The organism is Massilia sp. TWR1-2-2 (assembly GCF_049897565.1).
Lineage (GTDB): Bacteria > Pseudomonadota > Gammaproteobacteria > Burkholderiales > Burkholderiaceae_D > JAFCUW01.
This window is the reverse complement of record NZ_JAFCWM010000046.1, coordinates 1-22743: the sequence shown is the minus strand read 5'-3', so window position 1 is coordinate 22743 and position 22743 is coordinate 1. Positions and strand designations below refer to the sequence as shown.

20 protein-coding genes, 1 tRNA gene and 2 pseudogenes are annotated in these 22743 nt (G+C 61.6%); 10 read left to right on the top strand and 13 right to left on the bottom strand.

Features of this window, described 5'->3' with window-relative positions:
* The first annotated feature begins 104 nt into the window (after positions 1 to 104).
* Positions 105 to 752 carry a hypothetical protein gene (locus ACP7DD_RS24660; RefSeq protein WP_426177791.1) on the top strand — a complete coding sequence of 216 codons (648 nt, stop codon included), beginning with the start codon at positions 105 to 107 and terminating at the stop codon, positions 750 to 752.
* 153 nt (positions 753 to 905) lie between these two features.
* Here ACP7DD_RS24660 and ACP7DD_RS24655 read toward each other — a convergent pair.
* The 5 genes and pseudogenes from ACP7DD_RS24655 to ACP7DD_RS24635 all read right to left on the bottom strand — a co-directional run bounded on the left by ACP7DD_RS24655 (position 906) and on the right by ACP7DD_RS24635 (position 4286).
* Positions 906 to 1798, bottom strand: a pseudogene (locus ACP7DD_RS24655) (IS5 family transposase).
* Positions 1799 to 2156: 358 nt separating this feature from the next.
* Positions 2157 to 2231, bottom strand: a tRNA-Val gene (locus ACP7DD_RS24650).
* A gap of 47 nt (positions 2232 to 2278) precedes the next feature.
* On the bottom strand, positions 2279 to 2983 hold the full coding sequence (dnaQ, locus tag ACP7DD_RS24645; RefSeq protein WP_426177789.1) for a DNA polymerase III subunit epsilon: 705 nt from the start codon (positions 2981 to 2983) through the stop codon (positions 2279 to 2281).
* 84 nt (positions 2984 to 3067) lie between these two features.
* Positions 3068 to 3505 carry a ribonuclease HI gene (gene rnhA / locus ACP7DD_RS24640; protein WP_426177787.1) on the bottom strand — a complete coding sequence of 146 codons (438 nt, stop codon included), beginning with the start codon at positions 3503 to 3505 and terminating at the stop codon, positions 3068 to 3070.
* A gap of 10 nt (positions 3506 to 3515) precedes the next feature.
* Positions 3516 to 4286 carry a class I SAM-dependent methyltransferase gene (locus ACP7DD_RS24635; protein WP_426177786.1) on the bottom strand — a complete coding sequence of 257 codons (771 nt, stop codon included), beginning with the start codon at positions 4284 to 4286 and terminating at the stop codon, positions 3516 to 3518.
* A gap of 27 nt (positions 4287 to 4313) precedes the next feature.
* Here ACP7DD_RS24635 and gloB point away from each other — a divergent pair, with 27 nt between their 5' ends.
* Both gloB and ACP7DD_RS24625 read left to right on the top strand, forming a co-directional pair.
* Positions 4314 to 5114 carry a hydroxyacylglutathione hydrolase gene (gene gloB / locus ACP7DD_RS24630; protein ID WP_426177784.1) on the top strand — a complete coding sequence of 267 codons (801 nt, stop codon included), beginning with the start codon at positions 4314 to 4316 and terminating at the stop codon, positions 5112 to 5114.
* A gap of 6 nt (positions 5115 to 5120) precedes the next feature.
* On the top strand, positions 5121 to 5777 hold the full coding sequence (locus ACP7DD_RS24625; protein ID WP_426177782.1) for a 2-hydroxychromene-2-carboxylate isomerase: 657 nt from the start codon (positions 5121 to 5123) through the stop codon (positions 5775 to 5777).
* Between the two features lie 3 nt (positions 5778 to 5780).
* Here ACP7DD_RS24625 and aceB read toward each other — a convergent pair whose 3' ends face one another.
* Positions 5781 to 7370, bottom strand: coding sequence for a malate synthase A (aceB, locus tag ACP7DD_RS24620; RefSeq protein WP_426177780.1), 1590 nt, complete (start codon positions 7368 to 7370; stop codon positions 5781 to 5783).
* A 198-nt stretch (positions 7371 to 7568) separates the two neighbouring features.
* Between aceB and ACP7DD_RS24615 the strand changes: the two genes are divergently transcribed.
* Positions 7569 to 8474, top strand: coding sequence for a LysR substrate-binding domain-containing protein (locus tag ACP7DD_RS24615; protein ID WP_426177778.1), 906 nt, complete (start codon positions 7569 to 7571; stop codon positions 8472 to 8474).
* A 94-nt stretch (positions 8475 to 8568) separates the two neighbouring features.
* Here the strand turns inward: ACP7DD_RS24615 and ACP7DD_RS24610 are convergent, their stop codons facing one another.
* The 4 genes from ACP7DD_RS24610 to ACP7DD_RS24595 all read right to left on the bottom strand — a co-directional run bounded on the left by ACP7DD_RS24610 (position 8569) and on the right by ACP7DD_RS24595 (position 11882).
* Entirely contained in the window at positions 8569 to 8772 is a 204-nt protein-coding gene (locus tag ACP7DD_RS24610) for a cold-shock protein (RefSeq protein WP_010398811.1), read from the bottom strand.
* 290 nt (positions 8773 to 9062) lie between these two features.
* A complete protein-coding gene (locus tag ACP7DD_RS24605; RefSeq protein ID WP_426177775.1) occupies positions 9063 to 9440 on the bottom strand; it encodes an Hpt domain-containing protein in 378 nt (125 codons plus the stop codon).
* Positions 9441 to 9447: 7 nt separating this feature from the next.
* Positions 9448 to 10098 carry a uracil phosphoribosyltransferase gene (gene upp, locus ACP7DD_RS24600; RefSeq protein WP_426177773.1) on the bottom strand — a complete coding sequence of 217 codons (651 nt, stop codon included), beginning with the start codon at positions 10096 to 10098 and terminating at the stop codon, positions 9448 to 9450.
* 92 nt (positions 10099 to 10190) lie between these two features.
* Positions 10191 to 11882, bottom strand: a complete 1692-nt coding sequence (locus tag ACP7DD_RS24595; protein ID WP_426177772.1) for an isovaleryl-CoA dehydrogenase — start codon at positions 11880 to 11882, stop codon at positions 10191 to 10193.
* Positions 11883 to 12158: 276 nt separating this feature from the next.
* Between ACP7DD_RS24595 and ACP7DD_RS24590 the strand changes: the two genes are divergently transcribed.
* Both ACP7DD_RS24590 and ACP7DD_RS24585 read left to right on the top strand, forming a co-directional pair.
* On the top strand, positions 12159 to 13862 hold the full coding sequence (locus tag ACP7DD_RS24590; RefSeq protein ID WP_426177770.1) for a putative bifunctional diguanylate cyclase/phosphodiesterase: 1704 nt from the start codon (positions 12159 to 12161) through the stop codon (positions 13860 to 13862).
* Complete coding sequence (locus ACP7DD_RS24585) at positions 13859 to 15364, top strand: HDOD domain-containing protein (protein WP_426177768.1); 1506 nt, start codon at positions 13859 to 13861, stop codon at positions 15362 to 15364. The genes ACP7DD_RS24590 and ACP7DD_RS24585 overlap by 4 nt, the downstream gene beginning before the upstream one ends.
* Positions 15365 to 15421: 57 nt before the next feature.
* Here the strand turns inward: ACP7DD_RS24585 and aroC are convergent, their stop codons facing one another.
* Positions 15422 to 16531 carry a chorismate synthase gene (gene aroC / locus ACP7DD_RS24580; protein WP_426177766.1) on the bottom strand — a complete coding sequence of 370 codons (1110 nt, stop codon included), beginning with the start codon at positions 16529 to 16531 and terminating at the stop codon, positions 15422 to 15424.
* Between the two features lie 231 nt (positions 16532 to 16762).
* On the opposite strand from aroC, the gene ACP7DD_RS24575 reads away from it, so the two are divergent.
* Positions 16763 to 19015: an EAL domain-containing response regulator gene (locus tag ACP7DD_RS24575; RefSeq protein WP_426177765.1), complete on the top strand. Its 2253-nt coding sequence runs from the start codon at positions 16763 to 16765 to the stop codon at positions 19013 to 19015.
* Positions 19016 to 19068: 53 nt separating this feature from the next.
* On the opposite strand, the gene ACP7DD_RS24570 is transcribed toward ACP7DD_RS24575, so the two are convergent.
* On the bottom strand, positions 19069 to 19521 hold the full coding sequence (locus ACP7DD_RS24570; RefSeq protein ID WP_426177763.1) for a CBS domain-containing protein: 453 nt from the start codon (positions 19519 to 19521) through the stop codon (positions 19069 to 19071).
* Positions 19522 to 19831: 310 nt separating this feature from the next.
* Between ACP7DD_RS24570 and ACP7DD_RS24565 the strand changes: the two are divergent.
* The 3 genes and pseudogenes from ACP7DD_RS24565 to ACP7DD_RS24555 form a co-directional block, all read left to right on the top strand.
* A pseudogene (locus tag ACP7DD_RS24565) lies at positions 19832 to 20295 on the top strand (manganese catalase family protein); the annotation flags it as partial.
* A gap of 189 nt (positions 20296 to 20484) precedes the next feature.
* Entirely contained in the window at positions 20485 to 20880 is a 396-nt protein-coding gene (locus tag ACP7DD_RS24560; RefSeq protein WP_426177761.1) for a phosphonate transporter, read from the top strand.
* A gap of 3 nt (positions 20881 to 20883) precedes the next feature.
* Positions 20884 to 22191, top strand: a complete 1308-nt coding sequence (locus ACP7DD_RS24555) for a diguanylate cyclase (RefSeq protein WP_426177759.1) — start codon at positions 20884 to 20886, stop codon at positions 22189 to 22191.
* A 215-nt stretch (positions 22192 to 22406) separates the two neighbouring features.
* On the opposite strand, the gene ACP7DD_RS24550 is transcribed toward ACP7DD_RS24555, so the two are convergent.
* Positions 22407 to 22631: an IS66 family transposase gene (locus ACP7DD_RS24550; RefSeq protein WP_426177793.1), complete on the bottom strand. Its 225-nt coding sequence runs from the start codon at positions 22629 to 22631 to the stop codon at positions 22407 to 22409.
* Positions 22632 to 22743: the final 112 nt, after the last annotated feature.

Sequence of the window (22743 nt, the reverse complement as noted above, 5' to 3'; positions counted from 1 at the left end):
AACCCCTTCTGAAATTGAATTCCATTGATTGCCATCATCGCTCCTTTTCGTAACTCAACCATCGTGAAAGGTTTGACTCAGCACGGTCGCCTTAGTTCTGACGAGTGAACATAATCAGGACCCTTCGAGTAGCGGGTTCTAATCAAATTCCTGAAGACATACTGCAAGCTATCCGGCAGCAATCCAAGACAGGTATTCCTCCTGAGGTTATCGCGCAGACCGAACACGCGTTAAAGTCAGCCAAGGCTCACGTCATTGGCGCATTCCAGACCCACTTTGCGACTGGCAGTGTCGGTCGGTTTGGACTTGATGACCATATCAACATGATGCGGAAAGAAAACTTTGGACTATATCGTAAGTATGTCTTTATCGATGCAACGTTAGCCGAATGGTACCGTGAAGACGTGGAAGAACAAGATAACCATAGATATGTAATCACAGCGCTATTTGCAGAAATGATTCACTCTCGGGATGCAGTGATACTGTATCCAAGTGTTCGGCACTTTAGTGGATGGAACTTGGCGGCATTAGGAGAACAGTTCCATGCGAAGTTTGAGGTACTCGAAACTTATGTGGTATCCGTCGAAAAAAGTTATTGCTTTGGACTCCGCGACCTTCGTTATATCTCCACCGGGCGTTCATTTAATGATGATGGAACAATCGTATGGGATGAGAAATCAGATCTTAAATCGTTCCATGCGCTTGCCCTCGATATTCGAGCAGAACGTACTGGGTGGCGTAGAAAAACTTGACTGTCTGTTAGGGAAACGCTGAACAATTGATGATTTTGGCGCAGATTGTGCAATCAGCAGCGCCGTGTTTTTCAGTAGCCGGAATTCTAAATTTCAAATAGTTTGACAGGCGATTTTTGCCACTTTTGATGCGTTTTCCCCGCTCTTTCGTCCTCAGGACGGAGCTCGGGTTTCAGAGACCCTAAATTGCCGGCCGGCCAGCACCAGATTCGCGAAGCCGAACAGGGTAAACAGTTGCGCGGTGTTCTTCGCCAGTCCGCGATAGCGTCCTTTGCGATGACGGAAGAGGTTCTTCACCACATGGGACGGATGCTCGACTTTCGCCCGAACGCTGGCCTTCAGGTGCTCCAGCTTTTCCGTCATCCGGCCGAGCTTGTTACTGGGCAGCGCCTTGCGTTTGGTGCGCTTCATCGCGACGTGCCAGGTCACGTTCTTTCCAAGATTTTCTTCTCGTTTTTCGACGCCCTGGTAACCGGCGTCACCCATTGCCGCAACTTCATCACCGTGCAACAGCGCATGGGCTTGCGTCACGTCCGACACGTTGCCGGCCGTGCCGATCACGGTGTGCACGAGGCCCGACGCCGCGTCCACACCGATGTGCGCTTTGCGCCCGAAGTGCCAGTCGTTGCCCTTCTTGGACTGGTGCATTTCCGGGTCGCGTTTGCCATCTTTGTTCTTGGTCGACGGCGGCGCCGCGATTAGCGTGGCATCGACGATGGTCCCCTCTCGCATCATCAAACCCTGCGCTGCGAGATGTCCATTAATGGTGTCGAAGATCTTGCGTGTCAGTTCGTGCGTCTCGAGCAGCCGGCGTCCTCAATGCCTTCGTCAGACAGCCCAAAGCACTGCTGGGCAACGTACATGCGTAGCATGCGCGCCAGCCCGATCGGTGGCCGACCAGCGCCTTCGACCTTTGGATAAAACGGTGCGATCTGGTCATGCAATTGCGACCAGGGCGTGACGCTGTCGATCTTCGCGAGAAAGCGGTCGCGCCGTGTCAGCTTCTTTTTGGCGGCGTATTCGAAGTCGGAAAAACTCTTCTGCATGGTCAACTGGACAGTAGTGTGCGTGCCGTTATTGTCTCAGGTCTTGTAGGCAGACGGAACCGGTGCCGGAAGAATAAATCAGTGCTTTCTTAGGGGTCGGGGTCGTTTTAGGCTTAGGGTGGGAGGACTACCGCAGCAGATAAAACGCCGATCTAAGCCTCAGCCATCGCAGTTTCCGGAAAGAAAATTTTCCTAGAAATGCAAAGCGTCTATAGCCCGAAAACGCGGATTTAGTGCGGAAACCGTCCTGCATGACTGCAGGCTTCGTCAAGCGAATTTAAATTCCCGTACTTTTTCCGTACATCCAATAAAAAAGGGCTACCCGGCGATGGGAAACCCTTGATTTTATTTGGTATTTTGGTGGGAAGTGCAAGTTTCGAACTTGCGACCCCTGCAGTGTGAATGCAGTGCTCTACCCCTGAGCTAACCTCCCGAAGCGGGACGTATTATCGCATGGCGCTGCGAAAACGTCACGAAATCTTATGCGTCCGCGTAACTTCTCCAGATGCAAGCGCCTTTGACGGCCTTGTCCAGTCCGCCCAGCACGCTGAGATGCTCGGCCTCTTCGTCGGCGCTCGCTGCCAGCACGATGATCGCCGCCAGCGGCACCGCCACCAGCAGTTCGCCGCCCGCGCTCGACTCTTCTTCAGTCTCCATCCACATCGAATTCTGCCCGCGCGTCATCGACAGGTAAACGTCAGCGAGCAACTCGGCGTCCAGCAGTGCGCCGTGCAGCTTGCGGTGGGCATTCGAGACGCCGTAGCGGTCGCACAGCGCGTCTAGCGAGTTGCGCTTACCCGGATGCATCTCCTTGGCGTTGACCAGCGTGTCGATCACGCCTGAGCAATGCTCGGTAAACGTCGGCAGCCCGAGCAGCTTGAATTCAGCATTCAGGAAGCCGAGGTCGAACGGCGCGTTGTGAATGATGACTTCGGCGCCCTGAATATACTCGCGCAGCTCCTGGGCAATCTCGGCAAACTTCGGCTTGTCGCGCAGGAACTCGGTCGTCAGGCCGTGCACCGCCAGCGCGCCCTCTTCCGAATCGCGCTCGGGATTGATGTAACGGTGGAAGTTGTTACCCGTCAACATGCGGTTGTACAGCTCGACGCAGCCGACTTCGATGACGCGGTCGCCGGTGCGCGGGTTCAGGCCGGTAGTTTCAGTATCGAGGACGATTTGACGCATAGACTCAGTGGTACAGGCAAGTAAAAGATAAGGGATCGCGGCACGCAGTATAGCAGTGCCGCGTCCGCTATTTGGAATGGGGAATTACTTGCGCACCGTCTCGACGCCGCGGTTGGCCAGCACGTCGGCGCGTTCATTGCCCGGGTGGCCATTGTGGCCGCGCACCCAGCGCCAGTCCACCGCATGCGTCGCCTGGATGGCGTCGAGCGCGCGCCACAGGTCTTCGTTCTTGACCGGTTCCTTGGCCGCAGTCTTCCAGCCGCGCTTTTTCCAGCCGTGGATCCACTCCGAAATGCCCTTCTGCACATACTGGCTGTCGGTGTGCAGCACCACTTCGCACGGGCGCGTCAGGGTGGTGAGCGCTTCGATCACGGCGCGCAGCTCCATGCGGTTGTTGGTGGTGTTCAATTCGCCGCCGAAGATTTCCTTTTCGTGACCATCGGCCACCAGCAACGCGCCCCAGCCGCCGGCGCCAGGGTTGCCCTTGCACGCGCCGTCAGTGAAAATTTCTACTTTACTCATCCGTCTGCTTTTACTCTCTGTTAGTGGCAGGCACCGCTTTGGGCGCCGTTGCTGATTTTTTCCATGCAGGACCGATGATGGTCATGCCCTTGACGCGCTTGATCGCGTGCACCATGTAGACGGCGCCAAGATACGGCCACCAGCGCTGGCCGGACTGCTCCATGAACGCGAAACGGTCGAGCCATTTGGAAGTGCGGCATGGCGGCGCATAGCAGCCGAAATGACTGCGGGTAACGCCAAGGTTCAGCAATTTTAACCAGTCTTTCATGCGGGGCATAGAAATGAATTCCCCGGCCACCGGCAGGTACGGGCTGCGAGCGATGCGTCCCATGCCCTGGCGCAGGCCCCACAGGCTGGCCGGATTGAAGCCGCAGATGATCACCTGGCCTTCGGGAATGAGCACGCGTTCGACTTCGCGCAACACCTGGTGCGGCTCGGCGGCGAACTCGAGCACGTGCGGCAGCACCACCAGGTCCAGGCTTTGCGACGCGAACGGCAATTCGGCAAAGTCGAGCGCCACCGCGATCTGCTTGCCGGCCGCGCTCAGGGCCAGTTGGTCGAGCGACGAGGTGCGCGTGGCCGCCTGCCATTTGTTGGCCATGCGGTTGGCCGCCAGCGCGTCGATCTGCGGCAGGCCGATCTGCACGGCGTTGTAGCCGAAAATGTCGGCCGTCAGTTCGTCCAGGCAGCCTTGCTCCCACGCACGCACGTAGACGCCGGCTGGAGTTTGCAGCCAGCCGTCGAGCGCTATAATGGATTTTTGTGATGCCGCGCTGTCCATGCCTGCCTTTTCGTCGAAACCAACACTATGATCAATTTACCCCGTAGCGCCTTGCGCGTGCTGACCGTGCCCGCATTCAAGGACAACTACTTGTGGCTGGTGCATGACGGCGTCAACGCGGCCGTGGTCGACCCCGGCGACAGCGAACCCATCCTGGCAGCACTCGCCGCGCACAAGCTGACACTTACTGCCATTTTACTCACGCATCACCATGCTGACCATGTCGGCGGCGTACCCAAATTGCTTGCCCATTCGCCGGTACCGGTGTTTGGCCCGCGCAACGATAACATTTCCGCGCTCACTGAGCCACTCGGCGAAGGCGATCGGGTCGAAGTTCCGGGCCTCGACTTGACGCTGCGCGTGCTTGACGTGCCTGGTCACACGATCGGACACATCGCGTATGTGCGGGAGACTGCCGGCGCGCACTGGCTGTTTTGCGGCGACACGCTGTTCGCCGGCGGCTGCGGCCGCATCTTCGAAGGCACGCCTGCGCAGATGGCCGATTCGCTCGGCAAACTGGCCGCGCTGCCCGACGACACGGCCGTCTACTGCGCGCACGAATACACGCTGTCCAACCTGCGCTTTGCCAGCGCGGTCGAGCCGGGCAACGAAGCGTTGCGCCGGCGCGTCGAGGTCGAGGGCGCCAAACGCGCCGCCGGCAAGCCAACTGTGCCGTCTAGCATCGGCCGCGAGAAAGCCACCAATCCCTTCCTGCGCTACCGCGAGGCGGAAATTGTTTCCAGCCTGGTCGCCGCGGACAAGCTGGCGACCGGCGCCGCCCCGCTCGCAGCCTTCGCGGCGCTGCGTGAATGGAAAAACACGTTCTAGGCGCCAATGGACTCCACGCAGATCGTCACGTTCTACTTCGACCCGGTCAGCCCGTACGCGTGGCTGGCGGCCAATGCACTGCCGCGCATTGAAGCGGCCGGTGCGCAGATCGTGTTCCAGCCGGTCTTGTTCGCGGCCTTGCTCAACGCGCACGGCAACATCGGGCCGGCGGAGATCCCGGCCAAGCGCGCGTATATTTTCCGCGACGTGATGCGCGAAGCGGCCGGCTCCGGCCTCGGCTTCAAGGGGCCGCCGGGCCATCCGTTCAATCCGCTGCAGGCAATGCGCATGTGCCTGTCGCTGACGCGCCAGGACGAACGGCCGCGCTTCGCCATGGCGGTGATGAACGCGTGCTGGGAACGTGGAGAGGATGTGTCGGACACGGCGGTGCTGCTGAAACTGGCGACCGAGTGCGGCCTGAGCGCGGCGGTGATGCAAACGGCGGCGCAGCAGCCGGCCATCAAGATGCAGCTGGCGGCGGACACCGAAAAGGCGATCGCCGACGGCCTGTTCGGTGTGCCGACCTTCAGGGTCGGCAGCGAACTGTTCTGGGGAAACGACCGGATCGATGCACTGATCCTGCACCTGCAGGGACAGCGGATCGACGAGCAGGCGCTCGCCGATTTCCTGGCGAAGGCGCCCCTTGCGGAGCGCAAGCGCTAGCCCTTAGATTTCCTCGTACAGTGGCAAGGTCAGGAACTCGGCGAACGATTCCGATGTCGCCATCTCTTCGAAAATCTTGGCGGCGCGGTCGTAGGTCGGGTTGTCGCCGTTCGGCGCGTCGGCCTTGACCTTGGCCAGCTCCTCCGGGATCATCGCGCGCACCATCTCGGCGGTGACCTTGCGGCCATCGTCGAGCACGCCCTTGTCCGAACGGATCCACTGCCACACCTGCGAACGGCTGATTTCGGCGGTGGCCGCATCTTCCATCAGGTTGTGGATCGGCACGCAGCCATTGCCGGCCAGCCAGGCGCCGAGGTAGTGCACGCCGACGTTGATGTTGTAGCGCAGTCCCGCTTCGGTGATCGGCGCTTCCGGCTTGAAGTCGAGCAGTTGCGCGGCGGTGACGTCGACATCCGGACGCAGCTTGTTGAGCTGGTTTGGGCGATCGCCCAGCACCTTGGTAAATTCAGTCATCGCCAATTCGACCAGGCCCGGGTGGGCGACCCAGCCGCCGTCGTAGCCGTCGGTGGCGTCGCGGCCCTTGTCGTTGCGAACGCCGGCCATCGCGGTCTCGTTCTTTTCCGCATCGTTCTTGATCGGGATGAGCGCCGCCATGCCGCCCATTGCGTGCGCGCCGCGCGCGTGGCAAGTCTTCAGCAGCAGCAACGCGTAAGCGCGCATGAACGGCGCCGTCATCGTCACTTTGGCGCGGTCGGCGAGGCAGAAATTCTTGTCGAGCTTGAACTTCTTGATGCACGAGAAGATGTAATCCCAGCGGCCGGCGTTCAGGCCGGCGCTGTGTTCGCGCAGCTCGTACAGGATCTCGTCCATTTCGAAGGCGGCGAGGATCGTCTCGATCAGCACGGTCGCCTTGATGGTGCCTTGCGGCAGGCCGAGTTCTTCCTGCGTCATGACGAAAATGTCGTTCCACAGGCGCGCTTCGAGGTGCGACTCGATCTTCGGCAGGTAGAAATACGGGCCGGCGCCGCGCGCCAGCAGTTCGCGCGCGTTGTGCACCATGTACAGGGCGAAGTCGAAGATGCCGCCGGAAACGCGTTTGCCGTCGACCAGCACGTGCTTTTCGTCCAGGTGCCAGCCGCGCGGGCGCACGATCAGCGTGGCGACTTTGTCGTTGAGCTTGTAGGTCTTGCCCTTTTGCTCGAGCGAGATGGTGCCGCGGATCGCTTCCATCAGGTTGATCTGGCCGGTGACCTGGTTGTCCCAGTTCGGCGTCTGCGAGTCTTCGAAGTCGGTCATGTACGCATCGGCGCCGGAGTTGAGCGCGTTGATGACCATCTTGCGCTCGGTCGGGCCGGTGATTTCTACGCGGCGGCGCTCGAGCGCTTTCGGGATCGGCGCGATTTGCCAGTCGCTGGCGCGGATGTGCGCGGTGTCGGCGCGGAAGTCAGGGCGTTCGCCGGCGTCGAGACGCCTGGCCTGCTCGACGCGCGCGGCCAGCAGCTCCTGGCGGCGCGGCTCGAAGGCGCGCGACAGTTTGGCGACCAGTGCCAGCGCTTCAGCGGTAAGAACCTGGTCGAATCCTGGCTGAATGGCGCCGGTAATTTCCATACCGTCCGGGGTGGCGATGCTCATGCGTGACTCCTGTTGTAGTTGAATGATCGGATCTGCCGCGCCGCAGCAAACCGAACCGCTGCGAGCGCGCGCCATACCCTCAGTATAGGGCGTTTGGCGTTTGATATGATTTCAAGTATATTCACTAAACGGTAGCTAAACGAGACAATAAATACATTCATCTGTGCGTTTTTGTCACAGATAACAGGAGCGCGCCGCATGGGCCAGTTTCGCCAGATTTCCACCTTTGTCGAGGTCGCCGCACGCGGCAGCCTGTCGGCGGCGGCGCGCGCGGAAGGGATCGCGCCGGCGATGATCGGACGGCGTCTCGATGCGCTCGAAACCCGGCTCGGCGTCAAGCTGCTGCAGCGCACCACGCGCAAGCTGGCGCTGACCAACGAGGGCGCCGCTTTCCTCGAAGACTGCCAGCGCATCCTTGGCGAACTGGAGGAAGCCGAGAGCGCAGTGGCCGAGCGCAGCGCGCGCGCCAGCGGGCACCTGCTGGTATCGGCGCCGGCCGGCTTCGGGCGCCAGCACGTGGCGCCGCTGCTGCCCTCCTTCCTTGCCGAGCATCGCGACGTCACCATCAACCTCAACTTGAACGACCGGCTCGTCGACCTGGTCGGCGAAGGCATCGACGTCGCCATCCGGATTGCCAGCCTGTCCGATTCGAATCTGGTCGGCGTCAAGCTGGCCGACAACCAGCGCGTGCTGGTCGGCTCGCCCGCCTACTTGAAGCGGCACGGCACGCCGCAGGTGCTGGCCGACCTGGCGCGCCACAACTGCCTGGCGATCAGCAGCGAAGGCAGCCAGCGCGGCTGGACCTTCCTCGACCATGGCAAGCCGGTGACCTTGAAGGTGGCCGGCAACATGGTCTGCAACGACGGCGAGGTGCTGCACGACTGGGCGCTCGCCGGCAAGGGACTGGCGTGGCGCTCGATGTGGGAGGTGGGGCCGGAGATCCGCGCGGGGCGGCTGGTGACGGTGCTGGACGAGTATGCCGCGCCCGGCAACGATATTCATGCGGTGTTCGCGCAGCGGCGGCACTTGCCGCTGAGGATACGCGCGTTCGTCGACTTTCTGCGGCACACCTACAACCAGCCGGAGTACTGGCGCGCTGCGTGAGGCGCGAGACCACATCCCCCGACGGGCTATCACAAATGTTCAGGCGAAAAAAATCCCCGGAAACCGAGGATTTTTTATTTCGTTGACTCAGCGATTAGATAGGCTGAATGTTCGAAGCTTGCTTGCCTTTAGGGCCAGCCGTTACTTCGAAAGAGACGCGCTGGTTCTCTTGCAAAGATTTGAAGCCGTTCGACTGGATAGCCGAGAAGTGAGCGAACAGATCTTCGCCGCCTTCGTCAGGGGTAATAAAGCCGAAGCCCTTCGAATCATTGAACCATTTTACGATGCCAGTTGCCATTACAATTTCCTATTTCAGTTAAGTTGGGCTTGCGCCCGTTTTAGATCGTTTAAAGAAGCAAGAAAGAAATGACAGACAGACTGCACTTACTACCTCGAATCCAACGATCCCGTATTATACCGAATAAAACCAAAAAAACACGTACTTCGCAAAATAAAAATGCGCCGCACCTTAATAATTCCGAACATCAACTTTTGCAAGCTCACGTTCTCGGCTGCGGCAGGTCAAATATAGGCCATTGAGAAGGGCCAAGTTTGCGGTAGGTCAAACGTCGCCCGCCACGCTTGAGACTACTGTTGCCCGCTTTCATCAGGATACTCATCGGTGCGCGGATCGATCGCGGCCCACGCGCGGTACGCGTCGAGCCCGTCGAGCCAGTGCTGCCAGTCGCGCGCGGCGATCACGTCGAACGCCATCAGCACGCGCAGCCGCTGCTCGAGCGCGCGCGCCTGCTGGCCCATGGTGCGAAAGCCGAAGGTCGCCGCCGACCCGGCGATCGTGTGCAGGATCTGGTGCAGCTCGGTGACGATGTGCGGGTCGGGCGCTTGCGGGTCGAACGCGGCCCGCAAAGCGCCGAGCTGCGTCAAGGTCGCCGGCACGCCGCTGGCGAATTTGTCGTTGAGCACGCGCAGGCGGGCGAAGAAGTCCTGGTCGATCAAAGTTCCCATCGTCCTGTCATTTCGTGCCGAAGATGCGGTCGCCGGCGTCGCCCAGGCCCGGCACGATGTAGGCGTGATCGTTCAGGTGCGAATCGAGCGAGGCGACGTACAGCTTGACGTTCGGCTGCGCGGCCTGGAACACGGTCACGCCTTCCGGCGCCGCCACCAGCGCCAGGAAGATGATCTGCTCATCTTTGACGCCGCGCTTTTTCAGTACGTCGATCGCGTACACCGCCGAGTTGCCGGTGGCGACCATCGGATCGCACAAGATGAAGATGCGATCGGCGGTATCGGGCAGGCGCACCAGGTATTCCACCGGCTTGTGGGTGGCCGGGTCGCGGAACACGCCGATGTGGCCGACGCGCGCCGACGGCACCAGTTCGAGCAGGCCGTCGCTCATGCCGATGCCGGCGCGCAAAATCGGCACGATCGCCAGTTTTTTCCCGGCGATGACCGGTGCGTCGATCGTCACCAGCGGCGTCGTGATCGAGCGCGTCGTCATCGGCAGGTCGCGTGTGATCTCGTAGCCCATCAGCAGCGTGATTTCCTTCAGCAGCTCGCGGAAGGTGCGGGTCGACGTGTCGTGCTCGCGCATGTGCGACAGCTTGTGTTGAATCAGCGGGTGATCCAGGATGAACAGATTGGGGAAGCGTGGATCTTGTTTCATGAGCGGCATTCAGTGGTTATGGTGACTTGTGGCGGCATTATCCCAGCCATTGCGCCCCTTGTCCGCAGTTTGGCAAATAAATATCAGAAATATCAGCTTTTTTCTTTCTCTACCAGCGCGCGCGCCAGGATGGCCGCGCAATCGACGCCGGCCGGCAGCCGGCCGTAGGCGCCGCCCACACCGAGCGTTACGCGCGAGCGCACGAACGCCGACGATACATATGCCGGTGCATGGCGCAGCAGCAAGCCGGCCTGCACCGCGATGACGATCCGCTCGGCCAGCCGGCGCGCGCCGTACTCGTCGCCCTGCTGCCCTGCCAGATTGGCCAGCAGGGCGCCGGCATACGCTTTGAAGTCGGTATCGGCGGCGCCGGCCAGCGCCAGTTCCCCCGCCAGCGCGTCGCGCGCGGCCGGCGTCTTGCCGAAGGCGCGCAGCAGGTCAAGGCACATGACGTTGCCCGAGCCTTCCCAGATCGAGTTGACCGGCGCCTCGCGGTACAGGCGTGCCAGCGGGCCGTCTTCGACGTAGCCGTTGCCACCGACGACTTCCATCGCCTCGAAGCAGAAGCCGGGGGCGCGCTTGCACATCCAGTATTTGCCGGCCGGTGTCAGGATGCGCGCCAGCAGCGCCTGCGCCGGGTCGGCGAGTTCGTCGAAGCAGCGCGCCAGGCGCAGCCCGAACGCGGTGGCCGCCTCCGATTCGAGCGCCAGGTCGGCCAGCACGTTCTGCATCAGCGGCTGGTCGGCCAGCTTGCGGCCGAACGCGGCGCGCTCTCTGGCGTGATGCAGCGCGTGGGTCAGCGCGGCGCGCATGATGGCGGCGCTGCCCAGCACGCAATCGAGCCGCGTGTAGCCACCCATTTCGAGGATGGTCGGGATGCCGCGTCCGGCCGGCCCCACCAGCCAGCCGAAGGCGCCGCAGAATTCGACTTCGGACGACGCATTCGAGCGGTTGCCCAGCTTGTCCTTCAGGCGCTGCACGCGAATGTCGTTGCGGCTGCCGTCGGGCAGGAAGCGCGGCACGAAGAAGCACGACAGGCCGGCGCTTCCTTCAAGCTCCGTTTGCGCCAGGATCAGGTGGGCGTCCGACTGCGGCGCCGAAAAGAACCACTTGTGGCCGACGATGCGGTAGGCACCTGCACCGTCCTCGCCAAACCGGCGCCCGGCCTCGGCCGGGTCGAACAATTCGGCGCGGGTGGTGTTGGCGCGCACGTCGGTGCCGCCCTGCTTTTCCGTCATGCCCATGCCGATCAGGGCGCCGCGCTTCTGACCGATCGGCAGCGAGCGCGGATCGTACTCGCGCGACAGGATCTTCGGCAGCCAATGGGCGGCGATGGCGCCGGTGTGGCGCAGCGCCGGCACCGAGGCGTACGTCATCGTCACCGGGCACTGGGCGCCATTCTCGACCTGCCCGAACAGCACGAACCTGGCCGCGCGCGCAACCTGGGCGCCGCGCTGGCCGCTGTCCCACGGCGTGGCGTGCACGCCGGCGCCGATCATCAGCGCCATCAACTGGTGCCACGACGGGTGGAACTCGACCTCGTCGATGCGGCGCCCGCTGCGGTCGAAATTGACCAAGGCCGGCGGATTGGCGTTGGCCTGGCGGCCGAGGTCGAGCGTGGCGGCCTGGCCCAAGGTGGCGCCGAGCGCGCGCAACGCGGCCGCATCCCAACCGCCGCCCTCGCGCTCGAGCGCTTCGTGCAGCGCCGGGTCGCAATCGAACAGGTTGATGTCGTCAAACGCCGAGGCCTGGTTGAACACCTCGTGCGTGTCGAATTCGTTCATGCTGCGTCTCCTGAAATAATTTTGCTTTACTAATACCACAAGCGCGATGCCGTGGCGGCGCTCTTGCTGCCCCTGCGCTGCGTCAATGAATCGCCGCTTCGCGCGCCGCGTTGCTATTTATAATGCGTTTAGGCATGTTTCGATGATACATTCCATACTACTTTGAAATAATTGCGTTACGGAATCAAATTGCCGCACGTTCGCCGCGGCGTTTTGACGGCCCACTGCTGACAGCTCAATATTCTAACGATGCGCGCTAGTTCACCATTTCTACCCATGCCGGACAACGAGCAAGGCCTTGACCAGCTGCTGGACGCTGCTGGCGATATCGTGTTCCGGCTCGACCTCGACGGGCGCATTGTCGGCGCCAGCGAGCGCGCCGTCGGCCTGCTCGGCCAGGCGCGCCCGCTGCGCGGCATGCTGCTCGCCACCCTCGCCGCCGAGGCCGACCAGCCGGCACTGACCGGCGCCATCGCCGGCTTCAACCACGGCCATCCCGTACACGTTGCGCTGCGCCTGAAAACGCCCGACGCCGAAGTCTGGTTCGACCTGCGCATCGCCAGCCTGGCCGGCGCCGGCATCGTCCCTGGCCTGCTGGCGGTCGGGCGCGACATGACGGCGCAGCACGCGACCGAAGAGCGGCTGCGCCACATGGCCACCCACGACGCCCTGACCGGGCTGCCGAACCGGCTGCTGCTGTCGGACCGGATCCGCATGGTGATCGCCAACGCGCGCCGTTCGGGCCAGGCCTTTTCCGTCGCCACCGTCGGCCTGGACGGCTTCAAGAAGGTCAACGACGGCCTTGGCCACCCGATCGGCGACGCCGTGCTGCGCCAGGCCGCCGCGCGCCTGCGCAAGACCTTGCGCGACTCGGACACGCTGGCCCGCGTCGGCGGCGACGAATTTGTCGCCGTTCTGCCGGGCACCTTCGCCGACGCCCAGGTCAAGCTGGTGACCGGCCGCCTGCTGGCGACCTTCCAGACCCCGTTCGAAGTCGACGGCCACACCATCTACGTCGGCGCCTCGGTCGGCGTGTCGATCTACCCGCAGCACGCCGAAGACGAAGTGCGGCTGGTGGCGCTGGCCGATGCCGCCATGTCGCGCGCCAAGGAAACCGGCAAGGCGCGCTGCGTTGTCTACAGCCCGCTGCGCAGCGGTCCGCCCGAATACGACATCTCGCTCGAGGCGGCGATGTTCCAGGCAGTGCGCGAAGGCGAATTTCACCTGTACTATCAGCCGATCGTCGACACCCGCACGCGCGGGATCCAGGGCTTCGAGACGCTGATGCGCTGGAAGCATCCGACGCTGGGCATGGTGCCGCCGATCCGCTTCATCCCGATCGCCGAGACCAATGGCCTCATCAACCTGCTCGGCGCATGGGCGCTGAAGGCCGCCTGCGTCCAGCTCAAGCGCTTCGAAGAAGCGGCCAGGCGATCGCTGTACATCTCGGTCAATATCAGCCCGCGCCAGTTCCGCAACGACAAATTCCTCGATGTGCTCGACGACGCCCTCGCCTATTCCGGACTGCGCGGCGAACAGCTGGTGCTCGAGATCACCGAAGGCACCCTGATGATCGACCCGGCGCACGCCGAGACCATCCTCGCTCGCATGGCCGAACGCAAGGCGCGCATCGCGATCGACGATTTCGGCACCGGCTACTCGTCGCTGGCCTACCTGAAACGCTTCCCGATCTCGGTGCTGAAAATCGACCGCGCCTTCATCAAGGACCTGCCCGAGTCGCAGAAGGACGGCGCCATCTGCAACGCCGTGCTCGACCTGGCCCGCCACCTCGATCTGTCGGTGGTGGCCGAAGGGGTCGAGACCGAGCCGCAGCTGGCCTTTCTCGAGCAGCGCGGCTGCGACTACATCCAGGGCTACCTGACCGGCAAGCCGATGACTGCGCACGTCGCCATGGCCGCGCTCAGGGAAGACAAGTACGCAACGCTCCTGCCAACCGATAGAAGGGCGGATACTCCATGACCAAGCTCGCCACGCCGGCGGCCGCGATCAGCGCCGACGCCACCCTCGCCTTGCTGTGGGAGCGGATCCGCGAAAAGGGCGACATGCCCGGTTTTGCGCGCGCCATCGGCGCCATCCTCGGCGCCATGCGCGGCGAGGACGAGCACGAGTTCGACTTGGCGCAGACGGTGCTGACCGACCCGGTGCTGACGCAGAAGGTGCTGCGCCTTGCCAACAGCTGCATGTATTCGGCCTTCGGCCAGCGCGTCAATACGGTGACCAAGGCGATGCTGGTGCTGGGCACCGACGCGATCGGCCACCTGGCGCTGGGCCTGAAGCTGATCGAGGAGCTGGCGGCGGCGTCGAACGATTCGTCGTCCGCCCACGCCGAGATGGAAAAGGCGGTGCTGGCCGGGATGGTGGCGCAGCAGCTGGCCATCGGCGCCAGAGCGCGCGACCCTGAGGAAGCGGTGGTGTGCTCGATGCTGCACACCCTGGGCCGCATGATGGTGTCGTTCTACATGCCCGACGCCTGGACGCGCCTGCAAGAGCACGCTGGCGCCGGCGGCGACGCCGCCGCGCTCGAAGTCCTCGGCCTCACGCTCGAAGCGCTCGGCCGCGCCGCCGCCGAACGCTGGGGCCTGCCGCGCAACCTGGTCGACGGCATGCGCCGCGTCGCGCCGGGTGAGCGCGGCGCCAGGTTCAGCCACGCCGACTGGCTGGCGGCAGTCGGATCGATGTCGTCGGCCTGCGCCGACGCGCTGTGGAACGACGATGCCGGCAGCGCGGCGCGCGTGCACGAACTGGCCGCGAGCTTTTCGGCCATGCTCGGCGTCGCCCCGGAAGCGATCATCGCCGCGATCGACGTCGCCAAAAACGAAGCGGCGGCCCAGCTGACCATCGCGCCGCTGTCGAAGCCGGCCGAACGGCGCGCCAAGGCGCTCGCATCGACCCGCAAGCGCGCCGAAGGCAACCGCATCCTGATCAGCGGCGTGGCCGACATACGCGACCTGGTCGCCACCGGAACGGCCGGCCAGATGATGTCGATGGCGCTCGAAACGGTCTACCAGGGGCTGACGTTTTCGCGCGCGGTCGCCTTCCTGCGCCATCGGCGCGACGGCAAGTATTCGGCAAAGGTGGGTTTCGGCGACGGCGTGCGCGAGCGGCTGGCGTCGATGACGTTCAGCGATGTCTACGAGCCGAACGTGTTCCACGCCGCTCTTAATAGCGACCGCGTGATCTTCATCGACAACGCGCGCGATCCGAAGTTTGCCGCCAAGCTGCCGCAATGGTGGAAGTCGACCTTGTCGGATGCGCGCAGCTTCGTCATCCTGCCGCTGTGCGCCAATGGGCAGCCGGCCGGCTTCATTTATGGCGACTGGGACGACAGCTTCCCGCCGATCGCCCTCAGCCAGACCGAGTTCGCCCTGCTCAACGACGTGCGCTCGCTGGTGGTGCGCAGCGTCGAACAGCGCAAGCCGGTCGAACTGCTGACGCCGGGGCGTGTCGCGTCCGGGGTCTGACCCAGCGGGGTCAGACCCCGGTGTCGCTGCTGGCGCCGCGCTGGAATCCTGCCGGTATCAAGAAGTGTGTGCCCTGGCGATATCCGGCGTCGCGACCCGCACGTCGCCGCACTGCGCGCGCCGCATCAGCGCATGATCCATCAGCACCAGTGCCAGCATCGCTTCGGCGATCGGCGTGGCGCGGATGCCGACGCATGGATCGTGGCGGCCGAACGTCTCCACCATCACCGGATTGCCTTGCTTGTCGATCGAACGGCGCGGCGTGCGGATCGATGACGTCGGCTTGATCGCGATCGACACCGTGATGTCCTGGCCGGTCGAAATCCCGCCCAGCATGCCGCCGGCGTTGTTGCCGACGAAGCCCTGCGGCGTCAGTTCGTCGCCATGTTCCGAACCCTTTTGCGTCACCGAGCGAAAGCCGGCGCCGATTTCGATGCCCTTGACGGCGTTAATGCCCATCATGGCGTAGGCGATGTCGGCGTCGAGCTTGTCGTAGATCGGCTGACCCAGGCCGACCGGCACGTTGTGCGCGACGACGTCGATGCGCGCGCCGATCGAGTCGCCGGCGCGGCGCAGCTCGTCCATCGCCGCTTCCATCCGCGCGATCAGCTCAGCGTCGCCGCTGGCGGCGAAAAACGGATTGTCGCGCACGTGTTCCCAGCCCTGGAACGGCACCTCGATGTCGCCCAGCTGGCGCATGCAGCCCATGAAGACGGTACCGTACTGCTGCAGCAGCCACTTCTTGGCGACGGCGGCGGCGCCCACCACCGGCGCGGTCAGCCTGGCCGACGAGCGGCCGCCGCCGCGCGGATCGCGCACGCCGTATTTATGCCAGTACGTGTAGTCGGCGTGACCGGGCCGGAAGCTTTCGGCGATATTGCCGTAATCCTTGCTGCGCTGGTCCTCGTTCGGGATCAGCAGCGCGATCGGGGTGCCGGTGGTGACGCCCTGGTAGACGCCGGACAGGATCTGCACCGTGTCCGATTCCTGGCGCTGGGTCACGTGGCGCGAAGTGCCCGGCTTGCGCCGGTCGAGTTCGGGCTGGATGTCCGCTTCCGACAATGCCATGCCAGGCGGGCAGCCGTCGATGACGCAGCCGATCGCCGGACCGTGCGATTCGCCAAAGGTAGTGACTGTAAATAGCTTGCCAAAAGTGTTGCCGGACATGGGATAAGTGGGAGTGGCGGAAACACCAATTCTACCAGCCTGCGCACGCAAGCATCGCGGCGACCCGGAGCCGGCTGGTAAAATAGCATCACTGCCCGGTCGGTCGTGTCGCGTAAAAGTTGCTCTCAGTCAAAAATATTTTAATTTGGCAACATTCAAACTCGCTTGCGCCCGGCAAACCGCTATATACTTGAGATCAGAATATTGAGTGAAGCCAGGAGAAGCCCCTACATGCATCCAGCGACAACACCTTTAGTGGATGTCAAGGACGATCACGACGACCTGGTATTCCTGGAAGAGCAAGCGCTGAACGTTGCCAGCAGCGGTGCCGAGGCTGTGTGGCGCGTGTTGATCGTCGACGACGACGAAGACGTCCACTCCACCACCACGTTCGCCCTCGGCAACCTCGACATGCAGCACCGCCCGCTGCAATTCCTGCACGCCTATTCGGCCGCCGAGGCGCGCGAACTGCTCGCCGTCGAAGACGACATCGCCGTCATCCTGCTCGACGTCGTGATGGAACAGGACGACGCCGGCCTGCACCTGGTGCGCCATATCCGCGAAACGCTCAAGCTGGCCGACGTGCGCATCATCCTGCGCACCGGGCAGCCCGGCTATGCCCCCGAAATCGACGCCATCCGCGATTTCGACATCAACGACTACAAGACGAAGTCCGAACTGACTCGCATCAAGCTGTACACCACGGTCACCGCGGCGATCCGCTCGTATGAGCAGATCCGCGCGATCAACAGCAGCCGGCGCGGCCTCGACCAGATCGTTCGCGCCAGCACCGAACTGATGTCGCTGCACGGCGTGAAGAACTTCACCTCCGGCGTACTGACGCAGATCGCCGACATCCTCGGCGCCGACGCGGACGGCGTGCTGTGCGTGCACGAGCCGGGCGCGGTGCGCGCCCAGCGCCTGCAGGTGATGGCCTGTGCCGGCACCTTTTGCCGCCTCAATGGCGGCGTGCTCGATGCAAACGAGGACCCCCTCGTCGCCGACGCCATCGGCCGCACGCTGGCGCGCCGCGCCAGCACGTTCGAGATGGATCACGCCACGCTGTACTTCAGCGGCAAATCGAGCCGCGACTTCGCCGCCTACGTACGCCTGGCGCGCCCGCTTGGCGACATCGAAAAGCGCCTGCTCGAAGTCTTCTGCAGCAACGTCTCGGTCGGCCTGGAAAACGTCGAACTGGTCTCGCACCTGCACAACGCTGCGTTCTACGACCAGCTCTCGAAGCTGCCGAACCGCACCCGCCTGGTCGAAATCCTCGACGCCACGCTGGTCGGTCCGCTGCGCGACGACGCCACCCTGTCGCTGGTCGACCTTGACCATTTCGCCGAAACCAACGACGCCCTCGGCCACCAGTTCGGCGACCTGCTGCTGGTGGCGGTCGCCACGCGCCTGCAGGCGCGCCTCGGCCGCCACCTGACCATCGCGCGCATCGGCGGCGACATCTTCAGTGTGCTGGGCGACTCCGCCTCGGTCAACCCGGAAAATATTTTTGGCCTGTTCCGGACGCCGTTCTCGATCGACGGCCAGGACGTGCAGCTGTCGGTCACGCTGGGCCTGGTGCGCCTGTCGGAACATGACGGCAGCGGCGCCGACGCGCTGAAGGACGCCGACATCGCCCTCAAGCGAGCCAAGATGCAGCAGCGCACCGGCCACTTCTACTTTACGCGCTGCATGGGCGTCGAAATCCGCGAGCGCGTGCGCATGATGCACGCGCTGCGCACCGGTTTCGCCAAGGGCGAGCTGTCGGTGGTGTACCAGCCGCAGATCGACCTGGCCTCGCGCCGTCCGGTCGGTGCCGAAGCGCTGCTGCGCTGGCGCCCTGCCGACGGCGAATTCGTCTCGCCGGCGCGCTTCATTCCGATCGCCGAATATTCCGGCCTGATCGTCGAGATCGGCGAGTACGTGCTGCGCGCCGCCTGCGCGGAGCTGGTGCGCCTGCGCGCGGCCGGCCACCGCGACTTCACGATGTCGGTCAACGTCTCGCAGGTGCAGTTCCGCCATCCGGTATTTCTCGAGATGCTGCGCGCGGCGCTCGACGACAGCGGCGCGCCGCCCGAATACATCGAGCTCGAGATCACCGAATCGATGGCGATGGAAGAACCGGACCTGCTGATCCAGATGCTGGCCGACGTCAAGCGCACCGGCGTATCGATCGCGATCGACGACTTCGGCACCGGCTTTTCGTCGCTGTCTTACCTGCAGCGGCTGCAGATCGACCGCCTCAAGATCGACCGCGCGTTCGTCACCGAGATCACCGGTTCGGCGCGCGGCAGCAGCATCGCCGAGATGGTGATCCAGCTGGGCCGCAACCTCGGCTTGTCGGTAGTGGCGGAAGGCGTCGAGGACGAGCGACAGGCGCAGATCCTGCAGGCGCTCGGCTGCCCGATGGCGCAGGGTTTCCTGTTCGCCCGGCCGATGCCGCCCGAAGTGCTGTACGAATGGCTAAGCGCCAACGCCGGCCTCTGATCGTCAGGCACAGCGAAACAATACCGCGAACCTGAACAACGTCGTCCTCGCGGTCAGTCTTCTTGCTCGGCCTCGGCCGGCCAGTCGCGGATGTAGGCCTTCAGCATGCGGTTCTCGAAGCTTTGCGCTTCCAGCACGGCGCGCGCCACGTCGTAAAACGAGATGACCCCCAGCAGCGTCTTGGCGTTCATTACCGGCAGGTAGCGCGCGTGCTTCTCGAGCATCATGCGGCGCACTTCGTTGACCTCGGTGTCGGGCGTGACCGTGATCGGATGGTCGTCCATGTGCTTGCGCACGGTGCCGGCGCCGACCGAGCCGCCGTTCTTGTGCAGCACCTTGATCACTTCGCGAAACGTCAGCATGCCGACCAGGTCGCCAAACTCCATCACCACCAGCGAGCCGATATCCTTCTCGGCCATCGTGTTGACCGCGTCGACCAGCGCCATCTCGGGAGTTGCGGTGTAAAGGATGTTGCCCTTCACTTGGAGAATTTCAGAGACTTTCATGATGGCACCTTTGTCTGCAGATATTGATAAGGCCAATTGCGTTGTGTAAAAGGCTCGTACCGAATGTAGCCTAAGCGTAGCAAAAAATCCAGCGTTGCGGGTAATCAAAGCCGCTTGGCGCGTGCGGGTGGCGTCGCATTTGCGGCATTTCTGTTCGGACACCTCGGCACACGTTCCGGCAGCTGCGTGGGCGCCGCTCCTACAATTGAATCAGCAAGTCACCGACGAAACGGCCGCGCATGCGGCGCACCATTGACTGATGCTGGCATGTCGCCATGCATCCACCGCCGGAAGTCAATGGGGGAAGGTTATGTTTGCTCACAGCAAACGACTGCAGTACACAGTGCGGGTCAGCGAGTCCAATCCGGGCCTGGCCAATCTGATGCTCGAGCAATTCGGCGGCCCGCAAGGCGAACTGCCGCCGCTTGCCGTTATTTCACCCAGGCAATCGGCGAGGACGATCCTGGCCGCAAGGACATGCTCTTCGACATCGCGACCGAGGAGCTGAGTCATCTTGAAGTCATCGGCAACATTGTCGTCATGCGCAACAAGGGCGCCAAGGGGCGGCTTGCCGAAGGGGTCGAAGAGGAAGGCGAAATCTATCGCTCCATCACCGGCGCCGGCAACGACAGCCACCTGACCCAGGTCCGGTATCGTGGCGGCGCGCCGCTGACCAACCCGGGCGGCGTACCCTGGAGTGCGGCCTCCATCGACACCATCGGCGAGCCGACGGCCGACCTGCGCTCGAATATCGCCGCCGAAGCGCGCGGCCGTCGCGGGATGGAATTTCACATCGACAATATGCTATGCTGGCTCAACAGGCAGGATTCGGCTAAGAGGGGACCGTCAATGTCCTTCAGGTAGCATGTTTGGCAATAGGGCGCGCTAATAAGTTGTTATATATCATGACAATTACGGTGGTTGGTTACGAGCACCTTTGGCGGCTGAAAATAAGGAATTGCAATGATTCAACCAGGAACTCCGAACCTTCATTTCGATATCCCTAAGCTTTTCGCAAAACTTCTTTTGCTATCGGCTGACGAACTGGATGAACTGTCATTCGGTGTAATTGGTTTCGATGCTGAAGAAAAAATCTGTATCTACAATGTACCTGAGGCAGGATGGGCGGGATTGAATAGAAATATAGTATTGGGAACTCCGATGTTCGAGGTTGTAGCGCCGTGCATGAACAATTACTTGGTTGCTCAACGGTTTGAACATGCATTACAGCATCATGAGGCACTTGATGCCACACTCGACTACGTCCTCACATTACGCATGCGGCCTACACCATGCGCGCTACGCTTGCTCGCAGAACCAACGAGCCGGATTCGCTTTGTTCTAGTAAGCCGGAAGTAATCCATGGGTCTGGAAGCTGATTCGGAAAAAGAATTGCAGTCACTCTTGACGTTCTTGTACATGGCGCCAGTCGGTGTAGTGCAAATGAGTGGTAATGGTGAAATTTCGCTGATTAATCCGATGGCAGCGAATCTGTTAATGCCGCTACGTGCGGACGGGACACTGACAAACCTATTTGAGGCCATCGACCATTCTTTACCGGAGATCAGTAGCCTCGTGGCCGAGTTTGATCGCCCCACCGGTATCATCTGCAAAGCGGTGCGGTTTGCACCATTTTTTCGCGCACGACGATATGCAGAGAACAGAACCTACGAACTGACCTTGCTGAAGGTGGATGAAGAAACTTTGATGGGGATAGTCACCGATGTCACTGATTCAGTTATGCGTGAAGATCAAATCCGACTAGGCTCCGCTTGGTACAACGGCTTGTTGAATGACCACTACAAACATGGGATCGTCGGGTTAGACTCAGACGGAAATATACTTTACTGGAACGACTCCATGAAAGAGCTGACAGGCTTTTCTGCATCTCAGGTTGTTGGCAAACCTTGTGGGTTTCTGTTTAAGAACGTCGACGGCTTTTCTGATCGTCTACCGGATCTATTGTACGACGTCTCCGAAAGCGGTTGGACCTTACAAAACGAATGGTGTGCAAAAGCGGACGGCAGCATGTTCTGGGCAAGCTACATTATTTCAGTTCCAGAAATGAACGTACTGCATGCTCAAGGTTCGGAACTGCCTCAGTCCAAACAGTCCTCGTATGTGGTATTGATCCGCGACATCAACCAGCACGCCGATGCATCTGAAAAAATGATACATGCGACGAGTTGCGATGATTTGACGGGGCTGCTAAATCGTCGCGCGTTCTTCGACAAAGCGGAAACTGAAATCGATCGTTGGCGGCGCAGCAAGCGGCCGTTATGCCTACTTCTCATTGATGCGGACCACTTTAAATCGTTCAATGACCGGTTTGGCCATGCGGTCGGTGATTCGGTACTTAAGGAACTTGCTACAGCGATCAAGCGATGTGTCAGGCAGCTCGACATTACAGCGCGAATAGGCGGAGAAGAATTTGTGGTACTGCTTCCCTACACTAGCATTGAAGACGCTGAGGATCTTGCAGAGCAAGTACGACATTATGTTGCTAACCTCGTCATTGAGCCTGCCGCGCTCGGTCTCGATTTAACGATTAGCATAGGAGTAGCCGAGGCAAATGACACTGTGGGAGACATACATGCACTTGTTAAAGCAGCCGACGGTGCCTTATATCGCGCCAAAAATGCCGGGCGAAATCAGGTCCAAAAAGCGTAACTTACTCCGTTAAAATCGACAACATTCAACAGCGCTTATAGGCCGTCATTTTAATTGATTTCTTTTTTGTCAAACTAAGATTTATTTTCATCGCCTTCTCCTTGGAGTATCGTTGGGTCTATCGTTAACCCGGCGCCCGACCCAATAGGAATACCTGTTGCGAGCAGATCAGCTATTTAGGTGTCCGAATGTCCGGTATGGTCGAAAACGGTCCTTCATTGAAGGGCCCGTTGCCTTAGCGCCCGATTTTTCCCGAATCCTGTGTTGTTCCCAGATACCTTCTGGTTCACGTTGGGCATGCGTACGGCGCGCTCACCAAGATTGTTTGTAAACGGGACGGCATGGTCGGTGATGAACAGTAGAACGGCGTCGGCATGGAGCCGGAAGCGTTTGAGCAAATTGAAGGCTACCGACTGTTTGACCGGCCCTTGCCTCCCAATCCACCCAAGTTATCATTTAATGTGCAGTTAGATGGTTTATTTTCAACGTAGACACAAAAACACTTGACATCAATTTAGAAGCGCGGCCTGCAGTGTGAATTTTTGATTCTAC

Coding starts and splice junctions, on each gene's coding strand:
- ACP7DD_RS24555 (WP_426177759.1), top strand. CDS start 20,884: ATGGGTCTGGAAGCTGATTCGGAAAAAGAATTGCAGTCACTCTTGACG.
- ACP7DD_RS24635 (WP_426177786.1), bottom strand. CDS start 4,286: ATGGACAGCGCGGCATCACAAAAATCCATTATAGCGCTCGACGGCTGG.
- ACP7DD_RS24585 (WP_426177768.1), top strand. CDS start 13,859: ATGACCAAGCTCGCCACGCCGGCGGCCGCGATCAGCGCCGACGCCACC.
- ACP7DD_RS24625 (WP_426177782.1), top strand. CDS start 5,121: ATGGACTCCACGCAGATCGTCACGTTCTACTTCGACCCGGTCAGCCCG.
- ACP7DD_RS24595 (WP_426177772.1), bottom strand. CDS start 11,882: ATGAACGAATTCGACACGCACGAGGTGTTCAACCAGGCCTCGGCGTTT.
- aceB (WP_426177780.1), bottom strand. CDS start 7,370: ATGAGCATCGCCACCCCGGACGGTATGGAAATTACCGGCGCCATTCAG.
- aroC (WP_426177766.1), bottom strand. CDS start 16,531: ATGTCCGGCAACACTTTTGGCAAGCTATTTACAGTCACTACCTTTGGC.
- ACP7DD_RS24570 (WP_426177763.1), bottom strand. CDS start 19,521: ATGAAAGTCTCTGAAATTCTCCAAGTGAAGGGCAACATCCTTTACACC.
- ACP7DD_RS24590 (WP_426177770.1), top strand. CDS start 12,159: ATGCCGGACAACGAGCAAGGCCTTGACCAGCTGCTGGACGCTGCTGGC.
- ACP7DD_RS24575 (WP_426177765.1), top strand. CDS start 16,763: ATGCATCCAGCGACAACACCTTTAGTGGATGTCAAGGACGATCACGAC.
- gloB (WP_426177784.1), top strand. CDS start 4,314: ATGATCAATTTACCCCGTAGCGCCTTGCGCGTGCTGACCGTGCCCGCA.
- rnhA (WP_426177787.1), bottom strand. CDS start 3,505: ATGAGTAAAGTAGAAATTTTCACTGACGGCGCGTGCAAGGGCAACCCT.
- ACP7DD_RS24615 (WP_426177778.1), top strand. CDS start 7,569: ATGGGCCAGTTTCGCCAGATTTCCACCTTTGTCGAGGTCGCCGCACGC.
- ACP7DD_RS24560 (WP_426177761.1), top strand. CDS start 20,485: ATGATTCAACCAGGAACTCCGAACCTTCATTTCGATATCCCTAAGCTT.
- upp (WP_426177773.1), bottom strand. CDS start 10,098: ATGAAACAAGATCCACGCTTCCCCAATCTGTTCATCCTGGATCACCCG.
- ACP7DD_RS24605 (WP_426177775.1), bottom strand. CDS start 9,440: ATGGGAACTTTGATCGACCAGGACTTCTTCGCCCGCCTGCGCGTGCTC.
- ACP7DD_RS24610 (WP_010398811.1), bottom strand. CDS start 8,772: ATGGCAACTGGCATCGTAAAATGGTTCAATGATTCGAAGGGCTTCGGC.
- dnaQ (WP_426177789.1), bottom strand. CDS start 2,983: ATGCGTCAAATCGTCCTCGATACTGAAACTACCGGCCTGAACCCGCGC.